We start from the raw sequence: 15613 nt of genomic DNA on the forward strand, positions 1-15613 counted from the left end.
CCGCACGGATCGGCAGGACCTACGAAAGAGAGCACTTGATAATGAGCACGCCGGCATCCGCCCTGCTTTCGGGCCTGCGCACGCAGCAGGCCACTTCCCCCGCCCTGATTTGGTACGGCAGCGGAGGGGAACGGATCGAGCTGTCGGGGAAGGTGCTGGACAACTGGGTTGCCAAGACCGCCAACTTCCTCGTGGACGAACTCGACGCCGAACCCGGGCTGAGGCTGCGGCTCGATTTGCCCGTTCATTGGAAGACCCTGGTCTGGGTCCTGGCCGGCTGGCAGACCGGCTGCACGGTGGTGTGGGATCCCGAGGGCAGCTCCGCGGCAGCTGATGTCACGGTTACCGCCTCGGCGCAGTCCACGGGCCCGGGGACCGTGGTGGCGGTGGCGCTGGGCGCCCTTGACCTGGCCTACCCGGCAGACCTGGCCCCCGGCGTCGTCGACTATGCCGCGGAGGTACGTTCGTATGCTGATACCTACCTCGAGGGGCCGGCGCCGGACGCCTCCGTGTCTGCACTGGAGGTCCACGGCGGCACGTCGGCAGCCCTGCTGCAGGGAACGGTCCCCTACAGTGCACTGCCTGCCGGCGGCGAACCCGCCGGAACACCCGGCGTCCTTCTGGCAGCCTCCGCGGATCTCCCGCTGGTGCTTGAGGCCGCCCTGCAGACCTGGGCTTCCGGCGGCGCGCTGGTCCTCACCGGCGAAGGCGTAGATCCGGGCGAGAAGGTCCTGGCCTCGGAGCGGGTTACGAAGCGGTTGGAGGCCTGATAGCCCCGGTCCGGGGCGCCGGATCTTCGCGCGGGGCTGCGGGATCATCCAGCAGCTCGTAGTCCTGCTCGAAACCGGGCTCATCATCCAATTCGGCGTTAAAGACCCAGAAGCGGTAGGCAAAGAACCGCAGGACGGTGGCCACTCCAATGCCGATCACACCAGCCAGGAACAACAGGTTCTTGTCCTCTATCCCCATGGGATAGCGGGCAACCCAGGTGAAGCCGGTGGAGATCAGGATGCCCACGCCGTTGATCAGGATGAACAGCCCGAGTTCACGCGCCACATTGTCTTGGCTGCGGCGCCGGCGGAACGTCCAGTAGCGGTTGGCCACCCAGGAGAACATGGTCGCCACAACGGCGCCGACAAAGCGTGCCTTGACCTCACTGCCGGACATGGGTCCATGCATCAGATACAGGGTCAGCCCGTTGTCGATGAGGAAGGCCAGGGCACCCACGGTTCCGAACTTGGCAACTTCCCGCCAGAACAGGGAAACAAGGCCCCGAAGCCGAGATGACAGCGATGTAAACATGACCCTCCGAGGCCGATCCGCGACAGGGGCCCGCAAAAACGGCGGACTGCTGCCTACACCCGACGCGCGGACGCGCGGCGGTCAAGTAAGCAATATTACCGCCGGTTTATGGGAGTTTGCTCGGGACTGTGGCATATCCGGGGGTGGCGGCGCAGGATGCACAGGGCTTTTCGGTACCCTTAAGGCGTGGATTTTCCAATTATCGGTGTGATAGGTGGCGGCCAGCTCGCCCGGATGATGGCCCCGGCGGCCACGGCACTCGGATTTGAGCTGCGCGTGCTCGCCGAGGGACCCGATGTGTCGGCGGTGCCGGCAGTGGCCAACGCCACGGTCGGTGATTACCGGGACCTGCAGGTCCTCGCGGACTTTGCCGCCGGCGTCGACGTGCTGACCTTCGACCACGAACACGTACCCGGCGGGCACCTGTCAGCACTGGTGGAGAAGGGATTCAACGTCCAGCCGGGCCCCGACGCCCTGATCCATGCCCAGGACAAGCTGGTCATGCGCGCCGCCGTGGAACGGCTGGGCCTGCCCAACCCCCGCTGGGCCGAGGTTGCCGACGTGGAGGAGCTGGCAGCCTTCGGCGAGTCGATCGGCTGGCCGGTGGTCCTGAAAACCCCGCGCGGCGGATATGACGGCAAGGGCGTGCGGATAGTGGCCGACGGCGCCGCAGCGCGGGAATGCGCCGACTGGTTCGGTGCCGGCCCGCTGCTGGCTGAAGAGAAAGTCCCTTTCACCCGTGAGTTGTCCGCCCTGGTAGCCCGGACTCCCGGCGGGCAGAGCACGGCCTGGCCCGTGGTCCACTCCATCCAGGTGGACGGCGTGTGCGACGAAGTGATCGCTCCGGCACAGGACCTTGATCCCGCGGTAGCCGAAGCTGCCGCAGCTGCGGCGCTGCGCCTGGCCGAGGAACTCGGTGTGACTGGCGTAATGGCCGCGGAACTCTTCGAAACCCCCGGCCGCGGCCCCGGATTCCTGGTCAACGAGCTGGCCATGCGTCCGCACAACTCCGGGCACTGGACCATGGACGGTTCCCTGACCGGGCAGTTCGAGCAGCACCTGCGGGCCGTTCTGGACCTGCCGCTGGGCGCCACCGGCCTGCTGTCCGGGGCAACGGTCATGAAGAACTTCCTGGGCGGACCAAATCCCGATCTGTTTGCCGCCTATCCCCTGGCCATGGCCGCCGAACCCGCCGTCAAGATCCATACCTACGGCAAATCGGTGCGCCCGGGACGTAAGATCGGGCACGTTAATGCCGTCGGCGCCGCTGACGACCTTCCCGCACTCCGCCGCAGCGCCGGCCGGGCAGCGGCCATCATCCGTGACGGCCGCGACCCCCTGAAGGAGAACTGAAGTATGCCCAACCGTGCTACCCCGCCGCTGGTCGGCCTCGTTATGGGCTCGGACTCCGACTGGCCGGTCATGGATGCCGCTGCGGCGGCGCTGGCCGAGTTCGGGATTCCCTATGAGGCCGACGTCGTCTCGGCCCACCGTATGCCCGAGGACATGCTGGACTACGGCAGGGAAGCACACCGGCGCGGACTACGCATCATTATTGCCGGTGCAGGCGGCGCCGCCCACCTGCCCGGGATGCTCGCCTCAGTGACACCGCTGCCGGTCATCGGGGTACCCGTACCCCTGAAGTACCTGGACGGAATGGACTCGCTGCTCTCGATTGTCCAGATGCCCGCCGGCGTGCCGGTGGCGACGGTCTCCATCGGCGGAGCCCGGAACGCGGGCCTGCTGGCCGTGCGGATGCTGGCTGCCGGCACCGACCCCTTTGCTGCCCGGCTGCAGCAGCAGTTGATCGAATTCGCTGCTGGCCTGCGCCAGAGTGCCATGGCCAAGGGCGCCGCCCTGCGCACGTCCCAGACCGGCACGGACTAAGGGCAGATCATGGACCAGCGCCACGCAGCCGATCCAGGCACGCCCTACACAGACCCCGTCCGCTATCCCCAAAGCGCCGCATACGGGGTCCGGACCAAGCGGGCCTTCATCCTGCTGCTGCTGACCCTGGTGCTGCCCGGCGCAGCCCAGGTGGTTGCCGGCGACCGGAAGCTGGGCCGGCGTGCCCTGCGGGTCAGCCTCACGGCATGGGCGCTGGTAGCGGCCGCCGTCGTCATTGCCCTGACCAATCGGGCCCTGCTCATCAATATTTTGACCAACCGCTGGGCGTCGCTGCTGATCATGCTGGCCCTGGTGGTGCTGGCCGTGGGCTGGGCACTGCTGTTCCTGAACACGCTGCGCATCATCCGCCCTCCGCTCCTGCAGCGCGGCGTCCGCCCGGTGGTGGCCAGCGTCCTGGCCCTGCTGATGGTCGCCACCAGCGGCAGCCTTGCCTACGGCGCGTACCTGATGAACGTCTCCCGCCATGCCTTCGACTCCATCTTCGCCTCCGGTCCGTCGCTGGACCCGGTGGACGGCCGGTACAACTTCCTGCTGATGGGCGGCGACGCAGGCGAGGACCGCACCGGACTGCGGCCGGACAGCATTTCCATGTTCAGCGTGGACGCCAAGAGCGGCCACACCGTGGTGTTCAGCATTCCGCGCAACTTCCAAAACGCCCAGTTCCCGGCGGATTCCCCGCTGTCCGATGTGTACCCGACCGGCTATGACTGCGGCGACGAGTGCATTATCAACAGCCTGTACCAAACAGTGACCGAGAACTACGCGGACCTGTATCCCGGCTCCCAGGATCCCGGGGCCGAGGCCATGATGGACGCAGTCAGCGGCACCCTGGGGCTGGAGGTCCAGGGCTACGTGATCGTGGACATGGACGGCTTCTCCACCTTGGTCGACGCCATGGGCGGGATCAAGGTCAACGTAGGCGGCTGGGTGCCGATCACCGCCGGGGAAATTCCCGGAACGAACCGACACTATCCCCCGGACGGCTGGATTCCCCCGGGCACGCAGACCCTGGACGGCTACCACGCGCTCTGGTACGCCCGCTCCCGGGAGTTCGTTACCGACTACCACCGGATTTCCCGGCAGCAGTGCGTGCAGCAGGCCATGGTGGCGCAGATGGATCCCGCGACTTTGCTGACCCGTTTCCAGGCCATTGCCTCTGCGGGCGAGCAGATCGTGGAGACGGACCTGCCGCAAGATCAGCTGGGCAGTTTCGTGGACCTGGCACTGAAGGCCAAGGGACAAACGATGGAGCGGATGACCATCGGCCCGCCGGACTTCGGTCCGGCAGCGGACAACTTCGTGACCTACCCGGATTTCAACCTGATCCATGCCCGGGTCCAGGACATGCTGGACGGCACCTCCGAACCGGCCGCCCCTGCTGAGGAGGCACCTGCTGAGGAGGCCGCACCTGAAGAGGGCACAGGCCTGGATGCCGGCACAGAAGCCGGCGGAACAGACGGCGAGGCAGCGGACGGAACGCCTATCACCGAGGTTCCCCAAGAGGAGACGGAAGAAATCACCGTGGAGTACCTGCAGTACCTGGCGGAGATCCAGGACGATGCGACGCTCGGTATGCTCCTGAACAACAACGGTGAGTGCAGCCCGGGCTAGTCCTGCACTGCTTCGCATCCGACTCACCTATCAGCCGAAAGAGACCCATGTACCTGCTCCGGAATACGCTCCGACCCTATGCATGGGGATCAACCACGGCCATGGCCGAACTGTTCGGCCGGGAGCCCTCCGGGGAGCCGGAGGCAGAACTGTGGATCGGAGCCCATCCGGGCGCACCGTCGACCCTGGTGCCGCCGGTGGACGGGGCACAGACCCTCGACGAGCTTATTGCCTTGGATCCGGAGGCCGCCCTCGGCGCGGATACAGCAGCCCGGTTCGGCGGTGAGCTGCCCTTCCTGGCCAAGATCCTCGCAGCCGGGTCTCCCCTGTCGCTGCAGGTCCATCCCACGCCCGCGCAGGCCCGCGCCGGTTATGCAGCCGAAGAGGAAGCGGGTGTGGACCGCGGGGCGCGGGAACGCAATTACAAGGACGGGAACCACAAGCCGGAGATGATCTTCGCGCTGACGCCCTTCGAGGCGTTGTGCGGTTTCCGGAACCCGGAGGAGGCAGCGCAGGTTTTCCGGGCCGTCAACGGGGCTATTGCCGCCGCGGGACGCCCGGTCCCGGAACTGCTGGAATGGATTGTTGCGGAGCTTTCTTCCGGCCACCCGGCGGCCGACCGCCTGCAGTCCGTCTTCCAGACCATCCTCAGCGACGGCGAATCCGTCCGGCCCGCGGTGGAGGAGGCGGCCGCTGCCTCGGCATTGTTGTCCGCTGCCGGAACCGAATTTGCCCGTGAGCTGACAACTGTGGCCGAGCTGCAGGGCTTCTACCCGGGTGATCCCGGGGTCTTGATCTCCCTGCTGCTCAACCGGGCCTCCCTGAAGCCCGGCGAAGCGATCTACCTCCCCGCCGGCAACGTCCACGCCTACCTGAGCGGCCTGGGCGTGGAAGTCATGGCGGCATCGGACAATGTCCTGCGCGGCGGCCTGACCCCCAAGCATGTTGATGTCCCGGAACTGCTTCGGACCGTGGATTTCCGGCCGCTGGGCATTCCCTCGCTTCCGGCCGGACACACCGCGGACGGGCAGGAAGTCTTCCGCCCGCCCTTTGAGGAATTCCAGCTGCAGCGGATCGAGCTGGCCCAGGGGCCGGACACCGAACGGGACCTTCCCGCCGAAGTCCCGGTGCTGCAGAACGGTCCCGCGGTGGTGATCTCCGTCCGCGGCAACGTTGCGCTGTCCTCCCCCGCCGGCAGCCTGGTCCTTGAACCCGGGCAGAGCGCTTTCCTGCCGGCCGGCGATGCGCCGGCCTTCCTGCGGCTCGCCTCCGATTCGGCGCAGCACGACGACGCCGCGCTGGCCTTCGCCGTTACGGTCGGGTCCGCCCCGGCCAACGGCGGGGATGAGCCCCGGCTGGACCTGCCGGCCTGATCCCGCTGCCGGCCTGATCCCGCTGCCCGCCTGATCCCCGGTTAGCGGCGCAGGCGGCCCTTGAGGCCTGCAACGACGGCGCGGGCCTTCCGCATGCCTGTTTTGGCCAGCGGCAGTGCGGTGGCGAAGAGCGGGTAGAGCGGGGAAAGCGGTTTGTCCCAGGTGCCCGTCAGCAGGTCCTCGTGCTTAGCCCAGCCCATCTTGAACTTGGACACGCCGTCGTTGAGCAGCCCGTTGAAGTCGTAGCGGGTAATGCCGCGTTCCTTCATGTCGGAGATGGCGTGCCATTTCAGCGCGTAGTTGGCCCGCAGCCGCTCGCCTTCCTCGGTCATCCCGCCGTAAAGCTCGAAGGCCGTGTAATCGCTGGCCGAGAGCCACAGGAACGCCACGACGTCCTCGCCGCTGAAGGCGGCATACACCGGTGAATCCTCGCCGAGGTTGTCGAAGATGTCCAGGTAGTAGGCGTCTTCATGGATTCCGAAGTTCGCCCGCTGGGCCGTGAGCTTGTACACAGCCAGGCACTTGGCAATTTCCGCACGCTCCACCCGGCGGTAGACCAGGTCCTCCCGCCCGGATTTGCGGATGTACTGGCGGTGCTTTTTGCTCATGTCCCCGGAAAGGTCGTCCAGGCTGCGCTGCAGGTCCAGGATCAGTGTCCGGCCAATCAGGATGGTGTTCTCGCTCCGGCGGAAACCGAGTCCGGGCAGGCCTGCGGAGAGTTTGCCGTCCTCATCCCAGTCCGGCTCGATGGACAGCGCCACGGCGGAGTGCGCCGTCTTTACATAGTCACTGACGGCATCCAACACCTCCAGCTCCCGGCCCGGCTCCCCCTGTGGTCCGCGCGGGATGTACGCCAGGGCGCGGAACGGGAAAGGCAGCGCGCGCAGCAGCACCTGGGCACAGCCCACCACGGTGCCGGCGTCGTCGCTGACCAGGACGCGGTCCACGCTCCATCCGTGCTCCGCCTTGGTTTTGCCCCAGCCCCACAACTGCTGGGGGTGGCCGCGGAAGCGGTTGACGGTTTCGTTCCAGGAAGCGGTTTCGGAGCAGGGAGTAACGCGCAGTGTCATGCCTTCAAGACTACTTGGCTCCCCTGCCGGGGGCCGAAACGGACGGCACCGGCGGCGGCTAACCGTCCGCGGCAGGCAACGGTCAGGCCACCGGGCGGGTCATGGGTGGGGATGGCTTGCTAGGCTCGACTATGGCTGCTTCCTCTTCCATTCCCTCATCCGGATCCCCCTCCACCGCCAGTCACCGCGGGGCGGGCCTTGCACGCCGGATCACCGTCACCAGCTGTTTTGCCGTCTGCATTGTCGGCTCGATGATCGGCGTGGGCGTTTTTGGCGGCACGCCCGTGGCGGAAGCCGCCGGCGGTGCGCTGAGTGCCGATGCGACATATCTGGCTCCGGCCGGCACGGCCTTCTCCATCTGGTCCGTGATTTACACCGGACTTGGCCTTTTCACGGTCTATCAGTGGTTTCCGTCCCAGCGAGCCTCAGGCCGGCAACGTTCCCTGGGCTGGCTGGTTGCCGCGTCGCTGCTCTTGAACGCCGCCTGGATCCTCTCGGTGCAGGCCGGGTCGGTGCTGCTCAGCGTGGTGGTGATCGTGGCCCTGCTGGCCGTCCTGGCCGAGTGTTTTCGGCGCTACGCGGTCCTGCGGACTGCACGCACCGGCGGCTGGCCGGAATGGATTGCAGTGGATGGCGCGCTGGGCCTCTATCTTGGCTGGGTATGCGTAGCCACAGCTGCCAATACCGCCTCTGCGCTCACCTCCGCAGGCTTCCGGGGTTTCGGGTTGCCTCCGGCCCTCTGGTCCGCTGCCGTGCTTGCCGTTACGGCCGCCGTCGGCATCGGGCTGGCTGCGGCCGGACGCGGCCGCCTCGCTCCGGCGGTTTCACTCGTGTGGGGACTGTCCTGGATAGCGGTCTCCCGGGTCAACGGCGGACTGGAATCTGTTCCCACCGCGGTGGCCGCCGCCGCAGCGGCAGTTGTGGTGGCTGCCGCCACCCTGGCTATCCGCTTCCGTGCCGGCCGTCCGGGAACCAGCGCCGCGCCCCGCTCCGGCCGGCCGGCCTGAGACGCCTCCTCCGCAACAAAGCGTCCCCGCCGGAAGTTTCCGGCGGGGACGCTTTTGGTACTGGGGCGCGAGGCCTGCGGACTAGTTGGCGCGGGCGTAGGACTCCCACTTGTGCGCCTGGTGTTCGCCGTCCACCACGCGGATAGTGCCGGACTTGGAGCGCATCACGATGGACTGGGTCAGGACGCGGTCCTTCTTGTAACGGACCCCGCGCAGCAGATCGCCGTCGGTGATGCCCGTCGCAGCGAAGTAGCAGTTATCGCTGGTGACCAGGTCATTGGTGGACATCACCCGGTCCAGATCATGTCCGGCGTCGATTGCCTTCTGCTTCTCGTCATCGGAGGTGGGCCACAGCCGGCCCTGGATAACGCCGCCGAGCGTCTTGATGGCGCAGGCGGTAATGATGCCTTCGGGAGTGCCGCCGATTCCCATCAGGGCATCGACGTCGGTGCCTTCGCGTGCAGCGGCAATGCCGCCGGCGACGTCGCCGTCCATCAGCATCCGGGTCCGGGCACCGGCGTCGCGGATTTCCTGCACCAGCGGCTTGTGCCGGTCACGCTCGAGGATCATGACGTTGAGCTGGTTGATCTTTTTGCCCTTGGCCTTGGCAATCAAGTGGAGGTTCTGCTTGACCGGCAGGCGCAGGTCCACCATGTCGGCGGCTTCCGGGCCGGTCACGAGCTTTTCCATGTAGAACACGGCGGAGGGATCAAACATGGTGCCGCGCTCAGCGACAGCCAGGACGGCGAGGGCGTTGTTGATGCCCAGTGCCGTAAGGCGGGTGCCGTCAATGGGGTCGACGGCAACGTCGCACAGGGCGCCGGTGCCGTCGCCAACGTGCTCGCCGTTGTAAAGCATGGGCGCTTCGTCCTTCTCGCCCTCACCGATGACCACAACGCCGTTGAAGTGGACCGTGGAAATGAGCGAACGCATGGCGTCCACTGCTGCGCCGTCGGCGGCGTTCTTGTCGCCGAAGCCCACCCAGTGGCCGCCGGCAATGGCGGCTGCCTCCGTGACACGGACCAGTTCGAGAGCCAGGTTGCGGTCCGGCTCCGAATCTCCGACTGCTAGTGCGGGGGAAAGTGTTGAGTACTGGGCACCTTTGGACACGTCAAACCTCATCTTTGAAATTTCGATGTAAACCGTCTGCGGACACCCGTTGGAGCAGATGACCTTTCTCCGATCATAGTCTGAGTGGCTTTTGCCACCACCCGGCGACCGGATATCTGCGGCCCGGTTTGACCCGGCCGGTTTGTCGGAGCGGGTTTTGCGGAGTAGGAGTTCAGCGCCGCATAAGAGAATATGGAGGGGTGAGTGAAACGCAGCCTGATCCCCAGCAGCCCCAGCAGGCCGAAGACGCGGTGACGCCGGTCCTGACCACCAAGCAGGCCAAGCGGGCCAATGCCACCGTGATGGGCATGCTAATCGCCACCGGCCTGACGCTGGCGCTGTGCCTGGTGCCGGTGCTGCTGAATCCGTCCCCCAAGATGCAGGCACGCAATGTCGATGTCACAGCTGCGGCCAACCAGGCTGCCGGGGATGCCGGCTACAGCCCGCTGGACCCTGAGCTTCCCGATGGCTGGACGGCCAATTACGCGCGTTGGAACACCGGAGAGAACAACGGCGTGCCCACGTGGGAGGTGGGATATGTCACGCCTGGAAGTGAATTTATTGCCCTCACCGAGACCAATGCGGCCAATCCCACCTGGGTGTACGAGTCGACCGGCGACTCCGCCGTCGCCGGGGAACGGCAGGCCGGCGGAGTGACGTGGGAACTGCGGGATTCCTCCAGCGGGAAGGCATCCATGGTGGCCGAGGTCGAGGGCCTGACCGTGGTGCTCACGGGCTCCGGAGAGCTGAGCGAATTCGATGTCCTGGCCGAGCACGTGGTGGAGGACCTGCGCGGCAACTGATGCCGGGCGCCAAGGAAGGCACTACGGCGTCCGGCCGCTGAAGGAGTAATCTCGGAACCGTGGAGACAGAAAAGATGATCACCCCCGCCCAGGCCTGGCAGAAACTGCGTGAAGGCAACGAACGCTTTGTTGCCGGGAGCGCCAACCATCCGAACCAGGACGCCCCGCGCCGCAGTTCACTGGTGGAGGGCCAGAATCCTTTTGCCGTCATCTTCGGCTGCTCGGATTCGCGCCTCGCTGCGGAAATCATCTTCGACCTCGGTCTTGGGGACGCCTTTGTAGTCCGCACCGCGGGCCAGGTAATCGACGACGCCGTCCTCGGTTCCCTTGAATACAGCGTAGGAACGCTCAACGTGCCCCTGATTGTGGTTCTCGGCCATGACAGTTGCGGCGCGGTGACCGCGGCGAAGGAAGCCGTGGACACAGGGGAAACCCCCACCGGGTATGTTCGCTCCCTGGTGGAGCGGATTACTCCGTCGGTGTTGGCTTCGCACCGCAAGAACCTGTTTGAGGTCAACGACATGGTGGTGGAGCACACCAAGCAGACCGCCGAGCGCCTGGTGGAGAGCTCGCGGGTCATCTCCGACGCCGTGGAGGACGGACGCGTGGCCGTCATCGGTTTGTCCTACCGCTTGGCCGAGGGCAACGCAGAGCTGGTCTCCGGGTTCGGCGCACTGGAACACCCCGCCGTCCTGCGTTCGGCACTGCCCAAGTAGTGGTTTGCGCTGCGGCGCAGCGGTTTCTACTGCGGCGGGTCGGGACACTAGGCTTGGGGACATGACTTCTGACACCTCCGAATATCGCATCGAACACGACACCATGGGCGAGGTCCGGGTTCCGGCCGCCGCCCTTTACCGTGCACAGACGCAGCGCGCGGTCGAGAACTTTCCCATTTCCGGCACCATGCTGGAAACCTCGCACATCGAAGCGCTCGCCCGGATCAAGAAGGCCGCTGCGACTGCCAACGCCGAACTGGGGGTGCTCGACGAAGAGCGCGCCCGGGCCATTGAAAAGGCAGCCGACGCCGTCGCCACTGGAATGCATGACGGCCACTTCCCCATCGACGTCTTCCAGACCGGTTCGGGTACATCCTCGAACATGAACACCAACGAGGTCCTCGCCGAGCTGGCTACCCGTGCTTTGCGGGACGCTGGCAGCGAAACCACCGTCCACCCGAACGACCACGTTAACGCGTCGCAGTCTTCCAACGACGTTTTCCCCACCTCCGTGCACGTGGCAGCTACGTCGGCACTGCTCAACAACCTGATCCCGGCCCTTGACCACCTTGCCGCGTCACTGGAGCGCAAGGCCGAAGAGTTCAAGGACGTGGTTAAGTCCGGACGGACCCACCTGATGGACGCCACGCCGGTAACGCTGGGCCAGGAATTCGGCGGGTACGCCGCCCAGGTCCGCTACGGCATCGAGCGGGTGCAGGCCTCCCTCCCCCGCGTGGCGGAGGTCCCGCTTGGCGGCACCGCCGTCGGCACCGGCATCAACACTCCGGCCGGATTCCCGCAGCGGGTCATCGAACTGCTGGCCGCCGACACCGGACTGCCGCTGACCGAAGCGCGCGACCACTTCGAGGCACAGGCCAACCGTGACGCCCTGGTTGAGGTTTCCGGCATGCTGCGCACCATCGCCGTATCCTTCACCAAGATCGCCAACGACCTGCGCTGGATGGGCTCCGGCCCCAACACCGGACTGGGCGAAATCGCCATTCCCGACCTCCAGCCGGGCTCCTCGATCATGCCGGGCAAGGTCAACCCCGTCATTTCCGAGGCCGTTATGCAGGTGGCCGCACAGGTAGTAGGCAACGACGCCGCCGTCGCCTGGGCCGGCACGTTCGGTTACTTTGAACTCAACGTCGGCATCCCGGTGATCGCCGCGAACCTGCTGGAGTCCATCCGGCTGCTGGCCAATTCTTCCCGCGTAATGGCGGACAAGATGATTGACGGCATCGAAGCCAACGTTGAGCGTGCCCGCTATCTCGCCGAAGCATCCCCGTCCATCGTCACCCCGCTGAACAAGTTCATCGGCTACGAGAACGCGGCCAAGATCGCCAAGTACTCCGTCAAGGAAGGCAAGACCATCCGTCAGGCCGTCGAAGACCTGGGTTACCTGGAACGCGGCGAACTGACCGAGGAACAGTTGGACAAGGCCCTGGACGTCCTCTCGATGACGAAGCCGCCCCAGGCATAGCAGGCAGCACAAACGCCGCCTGCAGCACGCCACGCGCAGCTCCGGCGAAAGGGCATCCGGTTTTTCCGGGTGCCCTTTCCCGTCCCTCTCCTGATGGAATTTGCACATGCCAGTCCATAGTGCAAAACTTTACCGCGTGAGTAATAGTGCAACACATGAGGACTGCGGGGGCCTGCGGGAACGCAAGCGCACCGCCACCCGGGCTGCCATAACGGCTGCTGCGCGCACCCTCACTGCAGCCAAGGGCGTGAACGGCTTCACCGTGGAACAGCTCTGTGAACGGGTCGGCATTTCCCGCCGGACGTTCTTCAACTACTTCCCCGCCAAGGAAGACGCCATCCTCGGCTCGCCGGCCGACGACCTCCCGGAGGACCTGGTCCGGCGCTTCATTGAGGGCGGCGCATCATCGGCACCCGGGACACTGTCCTCCACCCTCGTGCCGGACTTTGTGGAACTCGCGGTCGGCATGACCGAGCGCATGGCTATGTCGCGCACGGAAATGGCCCAGCTCAAGGAGGCCATCAGCGCCGAACCGCGGCTGATTTCCAAAGCCATGCACGGTTCCCGCGAAGCCGAGGAGGAATTCCGCCGGATGGTTGCGGCCCGGGAATCCCTTCCTGCGGACGATCCGCGCATTGCCGTCCTGGTGGCACTCTTCGGAGCACTCGTCCAGCGGGCCGGCATGGTCTTCTTTGACCCGGCCAACACGGCGTCCTACCGCAGCACGCTCGTCACCGCGGTGAATGCCGCCGTCGAAGTGTTTTCGGCAGCGGAACCGCTGCCCCTGCCCGCCGAACCGCCTCCCTTACCCGCCCCCACCGGTTCCCCCGAACCCGTTGATTCCCCTGACCCCGCCGACCCCGCCAAGGACACCGAATGACAACCACCGCGAAAAGCGCCCCCGGGCCGCTTTTGCTGACCCAGAAACGCATCTGGATCATTTTCTCCGCACTGATCGCGGGCATGCTCCTGTCCAGCCTCGACCAGACCATTGTTTCCACGGCCATGCCCACCATCGTCGGGGAACTCGGCGGCGTCGAGCACCAGACGTGGATCACCACCGCCTACCTGCTGGCGACCACCATCGTGATGCCGATCTACGGCAAGTTCGGTGACGTACTGGGCCGGCGCAACCTGTTCCTGTTCGCCATCGCGCTGTTCACCGCCGCGTCCGTTGGCTGCGCCTTCGCCACCGATTTTTGGGGCTTCGTGATTTTCCGGGCCATCCAGGGCCTGGGCGGCGGCGGCTTGATGATCCTCTCCCAGGCGATCATTGCCGACATCGTGCCTGCGAACCAGCGGGGCAAGTACCTCGGACCGCTGGGCGGCATCTTCGGACTGTCCGCCGTGGCGGGGCCGCTGATGGGCGGCTTCTTCGTTGACCACATGACCTGGCAGTGGGCCTTCTACATCAACATTCCCATCGGCATCATTGCCTTCCTCGTTGCGTTCTTCGCACTCACGCTTCCCACCAAAAAGGCGGAAAAGCGGATCGACGTCGGAGGCGTGGTGTTCCTCTCCATTGCAACCACCTGCCTGATCTTCTTCACCGATTTCGGCGGCCGGGACGACTACGGCTGGACGGACCCGGCAACCCTGCTCTTCGGCGCGGGGATGCTCCTGGCGGCCCTGATCTTCGTGATGATCGAGCGCCGCGCAGCCGATCCCATCATTCCGCTCAGCCTCTTCCGGAACCCGATCTTCGTCAACAGCACGGCCATCGGTTTCACCTTGGGCATGGGCATGTTCGCGGCCCTGGCCTTCGTCCCCACGTTCCTGCAGATGTCCACCGGCACCTCCGCAGCCGTCTCCGGCCTGCTGATGCTGCCGATGATGGTGGGCATGATGGGCACCTCGATCTATTCCGGCCTCGCCATCACCAAGACCGGCAAGTACAAGAAGTACCCGATCATGGGCGCCGTCCTGGTTATTGCTGCCATGCTGTGGATGACCACGCTGTCCGCCGACACTCCCGTCTGGGTGATCTGCGCGCAGCTGTTCGTATTCGGCGCGGGCCTCGGCTACATCATGCAGGTTGTGGTGCTGGTGGTGCAGAACTCCGTTCCGGTGGACCAGATCGGCACCGCGACTTCCAGCAACAACTACTTCCGGGAAGTCGGCGCATCACTGGGTGTCGCGATCTTCGGTGCGATGTTCACGTCCCGGCTCGCGGACAAACTGGAAGCAACCTTCGCCGGTGCGGGGCTCGATTCCTCTGCCGCAGGGGAAGCAACGGCCACCCTGCAGCCTTCCGTGCTGGAAACCCTTCCGGAACCGCTCCGGGACGGCATTGTCACCGCCTACGCCGATTCCCTTGCCCCGGTGTTCTGGTACCTGATCCCATTCCTGGTGATCGCCCTGGTCCTGGCCTTCTTCCTGAAGCAGATTCCGCTTTCCGACGTCGCCGGAATGGTCGCGCGCGGGGAAGCAGTGGGCGGGGAAGAAGCGGACCGGCTGGAGGCCGAACGCCTGGCCGCACTCAACGGCACCGCTCCGAAGTCCGGACCCGCAGATCCGTCGGCCGAAGCCGTGCCCCCGGCGACAGAGACTACGGGAACGCGGGTAGCCCCGGAGCAGGCTCCGGAGAATCCCTACCGCGAGCGGTAACCGCCCCCGGGATGCTCTTCGTCCGGAACTGGGTTCGAACAGCCGAAAGGGGCCGTCCCGCTGCTGCGGGGCGGCCCCTTTCGGCTGTTCAGTTGTTCGGCTGTTCGGTTGTTCGGCTGTTCGGTTGTTCGACTGCTTGGGAAGCCCTGCTCAGCGCTGGAAGACGGGCACGCCGTCGGCGGTCAGCGCCAGGTCGATGAGCATCTTGTGCCGGTCACTCAGCGGCGGCAGGTTCTCCAGTGCGTACCAGCCCACCTCGGTGGACTCGTCGTCGTTCACGCGTGCCGTGCCGGAAACGTACCGGCACTTGAACGCCAGGTTCAGGAAGGAACATACATCCCCGTTGGGAAAGGTGACCGGGCCGTGCGCGCCAACATGGATCAGGTGCTCGATTTCAGCCCTTACCCCCGTCTCCTCCTCGACCTCGCGCAAGGCGCCGGGACCTGCTTCCTCCCCCGGATCCAGCATGCCGGTGACCAGCGCCCAGCGGCCGTTGTCGGAGCGGCGGCCCAACAGCACCTGCCCCTCGGAGTTGAACACGACGGCGGTCACGCCGGGAAGCCACAGCGGATCGTGTCCGATCCTCTCGCGCAGGGACAGGACAAAATCAGGAGTAGGCATGC

General features: G+C 65.9%; 15 protein-coding genes. 11 read left to right on the plus strand and 4 right to left on the minus strand.

Annotated features, from left to right (window positions below; all coding sequences use genetic code 11):
• Positions 1-41 precede the first annotated feature (41 nt).
• Complete coding sequence (locus QNN98_RS12780) at positions 42-770, plus strand: TIGR03089 family protein (protein WP_283997624.1); 729 nt, start codon at positions 42-44, stop codon at positions 768-770.
• Here the strand turns inward: QNN98_RS12780 and QNN98_RS12785 are convergent.
• A complete protein-coding gene (locus tag QNN98_RS12785; RefSeq protein WP_227914102.1) occupies positions 748-1302 on the minus strand; it encodes a GtrA family protein in 555 nt (184 codons plus the stop codon). The two genes, QNN98_RS12780 and QNN98_RS12785, sit on opposite strands and share 23 nt — an antisense overlap.
• A gap of 186 nt (positions 1303-1488) precedes the next feature.
• Between QNN98_RS12785 and QNN98_RS12790 the strand changes: the two genes are divergently transcribed.
• The 4 genes from QNN98_RS12790 to manA are packed head-to-tail and all read left to right on the plus strand — an operon-like array spanning position 1489 to position 6194.
• Positions 1489-2655 carry a 5-(carboxyamino)imidazole ribonucleotide synthase gene (locus QNN98_RS12790; RefSeq protein WP_283997626.1) on the plus strand — a complete coding sequence of 389 codons (1167 nt, stop codon included), beginning with the start codon at positions 1489-1491 and terminating at the stop codon, positions 2653-2655.
• A gap of 3 nt (positions 2656-2658) precedes the next feature.
• Positions 2659-3189 carry a 5-(carboxyamino)imidazole ribonucleotide mutase gene (gene purE, locus QNN98_RS12795; protein WP_227914100.1) on the plus strand — a complete coding sequence of 177 codons (531 nt, stop codon included), beginning with the start codon at positions 2659-2661 and terminating at the stop codon, positions 3187-3189.
• A gap of 9 nt (positions 3190-3198) precedes the next feature.
• Entirely contained in the window at positions 3199-4821 is a 1623-nt protein-coding gene (locus QNN98_RS12800) for an LCP family protein (protein WP_283997628.1), read from the plus strand.
• 47 nt (positions 4822-4868) lie between these two features.
• Positions 4869-6194 carry a mannose-6-phosphate isomerase, class I gene (gene manA, locus QNN98_RS12805; RefSeq protein WP_283997630.1) on the plus strand — a complete coding sequence of 442 codons (1326 nt, stop codon included), beginning with the start codon at positions 4869-4871 and terminating at the stop codon, positions 6192-6194.
• A gap of 41 nt (positions 6195-6235) precedes the next feature.
• Here the strand turns inward: manA and QNN98_RS12810 are convergent, their stop codons facing one another.
• Complete coding sequence (locus tag QNN98_RS12810) at positions 6236-7264, minus strand: lipid II:glycine glycyltransferase FemX (RefSeq protein WP_283997633.1); 1029 nt, start codon at positions 7262-7264, stop codon at positions 6236-6238.
• A gap of 131 nt (positions 7265-7395) precedes the next feature.
• On the opposite strand from QNN98_RS12810, the gene QNN98_RS12815 reads away from it, so the two are divergent.
• Positions 7396-8271: a TspO-related membrane protein gene (locus QNN98_RS12815; protein WP_283997635.1), complete on the plus strand. Its 876-nt coding sequence runs from the start codon at positions 7396-7398 to the stop codon at positions 8269-8271.
• 81 nt (positions 8272-8352) lie between these two features.
• Here the strand turns inward: QNN98_RS12815 and glpX are convergent, their stop codons facing one another.
• Positions 8353-9393 (minus strand): class II fructose-bisphosphatase, encoded by a 1041-nt coding sequence (gene glpX / locus QNN98_RS12820; protein WP_227914095.1) that lies wholly within the window; start codon positions 9391-9393, stop codon positions 8353-8355.
• A gap of 188 nt (positions 9394-9581) precedes the next feature.
• Here glpX and QNN98_RS12825 point away from each other — a divergent pair, with 188 nt between their 5' ends.
• The 5 genes from QNN98_RS12825 to QNN98_RS12845 all read left to right on the plus strand — a co-directional run bounded on the left by QNN98_RS12825 (position 9582) and on the right by QNN98_RS12845 (position 14990).
• Complete coding sequence (locus QNN98_RS12825) at positions 9582-10184, plus strand: DUF4245 domain-containing protein (RefSeq protein WP_283997637.1); 603 nt, start codon at positions 9582-9584, stop codon at positions 10182-10184.
• A gap of 74 nt (positions 10185-10258) precedes the next feature.
• The gene (locus QNN98_RS12830) at positions 10259-10900 is read left to right on the plus strand and encodes a carbonic anhydrase (RefSeq protein ID WP_227914141.1); all 642 of its coding nucleotides are present in this window, start codon (positions 10259-10261) and stop codon (positions 10898-10900) included.
• A 61-nt stretch (positions 10901-10961) separates the two neighbouring features.
• On the plus strand, positions 10962-12383 hold the full coding sequence (locus QNN98_RS12835) for a class II fumarate hydratase (RefSeq protein ID WP_227914093.1): 1422 nt from the start codon (positions 10962-10964) through the stop codon (positions 12381-12383).
• 136 nt (positions 12384-12519) lie between these two features.
• Complete coding sequence (locus tag QNN98_RS12840; protein ID WP_283997639.1) at positions 12520-13263, plus strand: TetR/AcrR family transcriptional regulator; 744 nt, start codon at positions 12520-12522, stop codon at positions 13261-13263.
• Positions 13260-14990: an MDR family MFS transporter gene (locus tag QNN98_RS12845; RefSeq protein WP_283997641.1), complete on the plus strand. Its 1731-nt coding sequence runs from the start codon at positions 13260-13262 to the stop codon at positions 14988-14990. The genes QNN98_RS12840 and QNN98_RS12845 overlap by 4 nt, the downstream gene beginning before the upstream one ends.
• Positions 14991-15140: 150 nt before the next feature.
• On the opposite strand, the gene QNN98_RS12850 is transcribed toward QNN98_RS12845, so the two are convergent.
• Positions 15141-15611, minus strand: coding sequence for an NUDIX hydrolase (locus QNN98_RS12850; RefSeq protein WP_227914090.1), 471 nt, complete (start codon positions 15609-15611; stop codon positions 15141-15143).
• Between the last annotated feature and the right edge of the window lie 2 nt (positions 15612-15613).

The sequence above is a fragment of the Arthrobacter sp. zg-Y1143 genome, from assembly GCF_030125565.1.
Classification (GTDB): domain Bacteria; phylum Actinomycetota; class Actinomycetes; order Actinomycetales; family Micrococcaceae; genus Arthrobacter_B.

Coding starts and splice junctions, on each gene's coding strand:
- QNN98_RS12780 (WP_283997624.1), top strand. CDS start 42: ATGAGCACGCCGGCATCCGCCCTGCTTTCGGGCCTGCGCACGCAGCAG.
- QNN98_RS12800 (WP_283997628.1), top strand. CDS start 3,199: ATGGACCAGCGCCACGCAGCCGATCCAGGCACGCCCTACACAGACCCC.
- QNN98_RS12835 (WP_227914093.1), top strand. CDS start 10,962: ATGACTTCTGACACCTCCGAATATCGCATCGAACACGACACCATGGGC.
- QNN98_RS12850 (WP_227914090.1), bottom strand. CDS start 15,611: ATGCCTACTCCTGATTTTGTCCTGTCCCTGCGCGAGAGGATCGGACAC.
- QNN98_RS12785 (WP_227914102.1), bottom strand. CDS start 1,302: ATGTTTACATCGCTGTCATCTCGGCTTCGGGGCCTTGTTTCCCTGTTC.
- QNN98_RS12830 (WP_227914141.1), top strand. CDS start 10,259: ATGATCACCCCCGCCCAGGCCTGGCAGAAACTGCGTGAAGGCAACGAA.
- QNN98_RS12810 (WP_283997633.1), bottom strand. CDS start 7,264: ATGACACTGCGCGTTACTCCCTGCTCCGAAACCGCTTCCTGGAACGAA.
- QNN98_RS12845 (WP_283997641.1), top strand. CDS start 13,260: ATGACAACCACCGCGAAAAGCGCCCCCGGGCCGCTTTTGCTGACCCAG.
- purE (WP_227914100.1), top strand. CDS start 2,659: ATGCCCAACCGTGCTACCCCGCCGCTGGTCGGCCTCGTTATGGGCTCG.
- QNN98_RS12815 (WP_283997635.1), top strand. CDS start 7,396: ATGGCTGCTTCCTCTTCCATTCCCTCATCCGGATCCCCCTCCACCGCC.
- manA (WP_283997630.1), top strand. CDS start 4,869: ATGTACCTGCTCCGGAATACGCTCCGACCCTATGCATGGGGATCAACC.
- glpX (WP_227914095.1), bottom strand. CDS start 9,393: ATGAGGTTTGACGTGTCCAAAGGTGCCCAGTACTCAACACTTTCCCCC.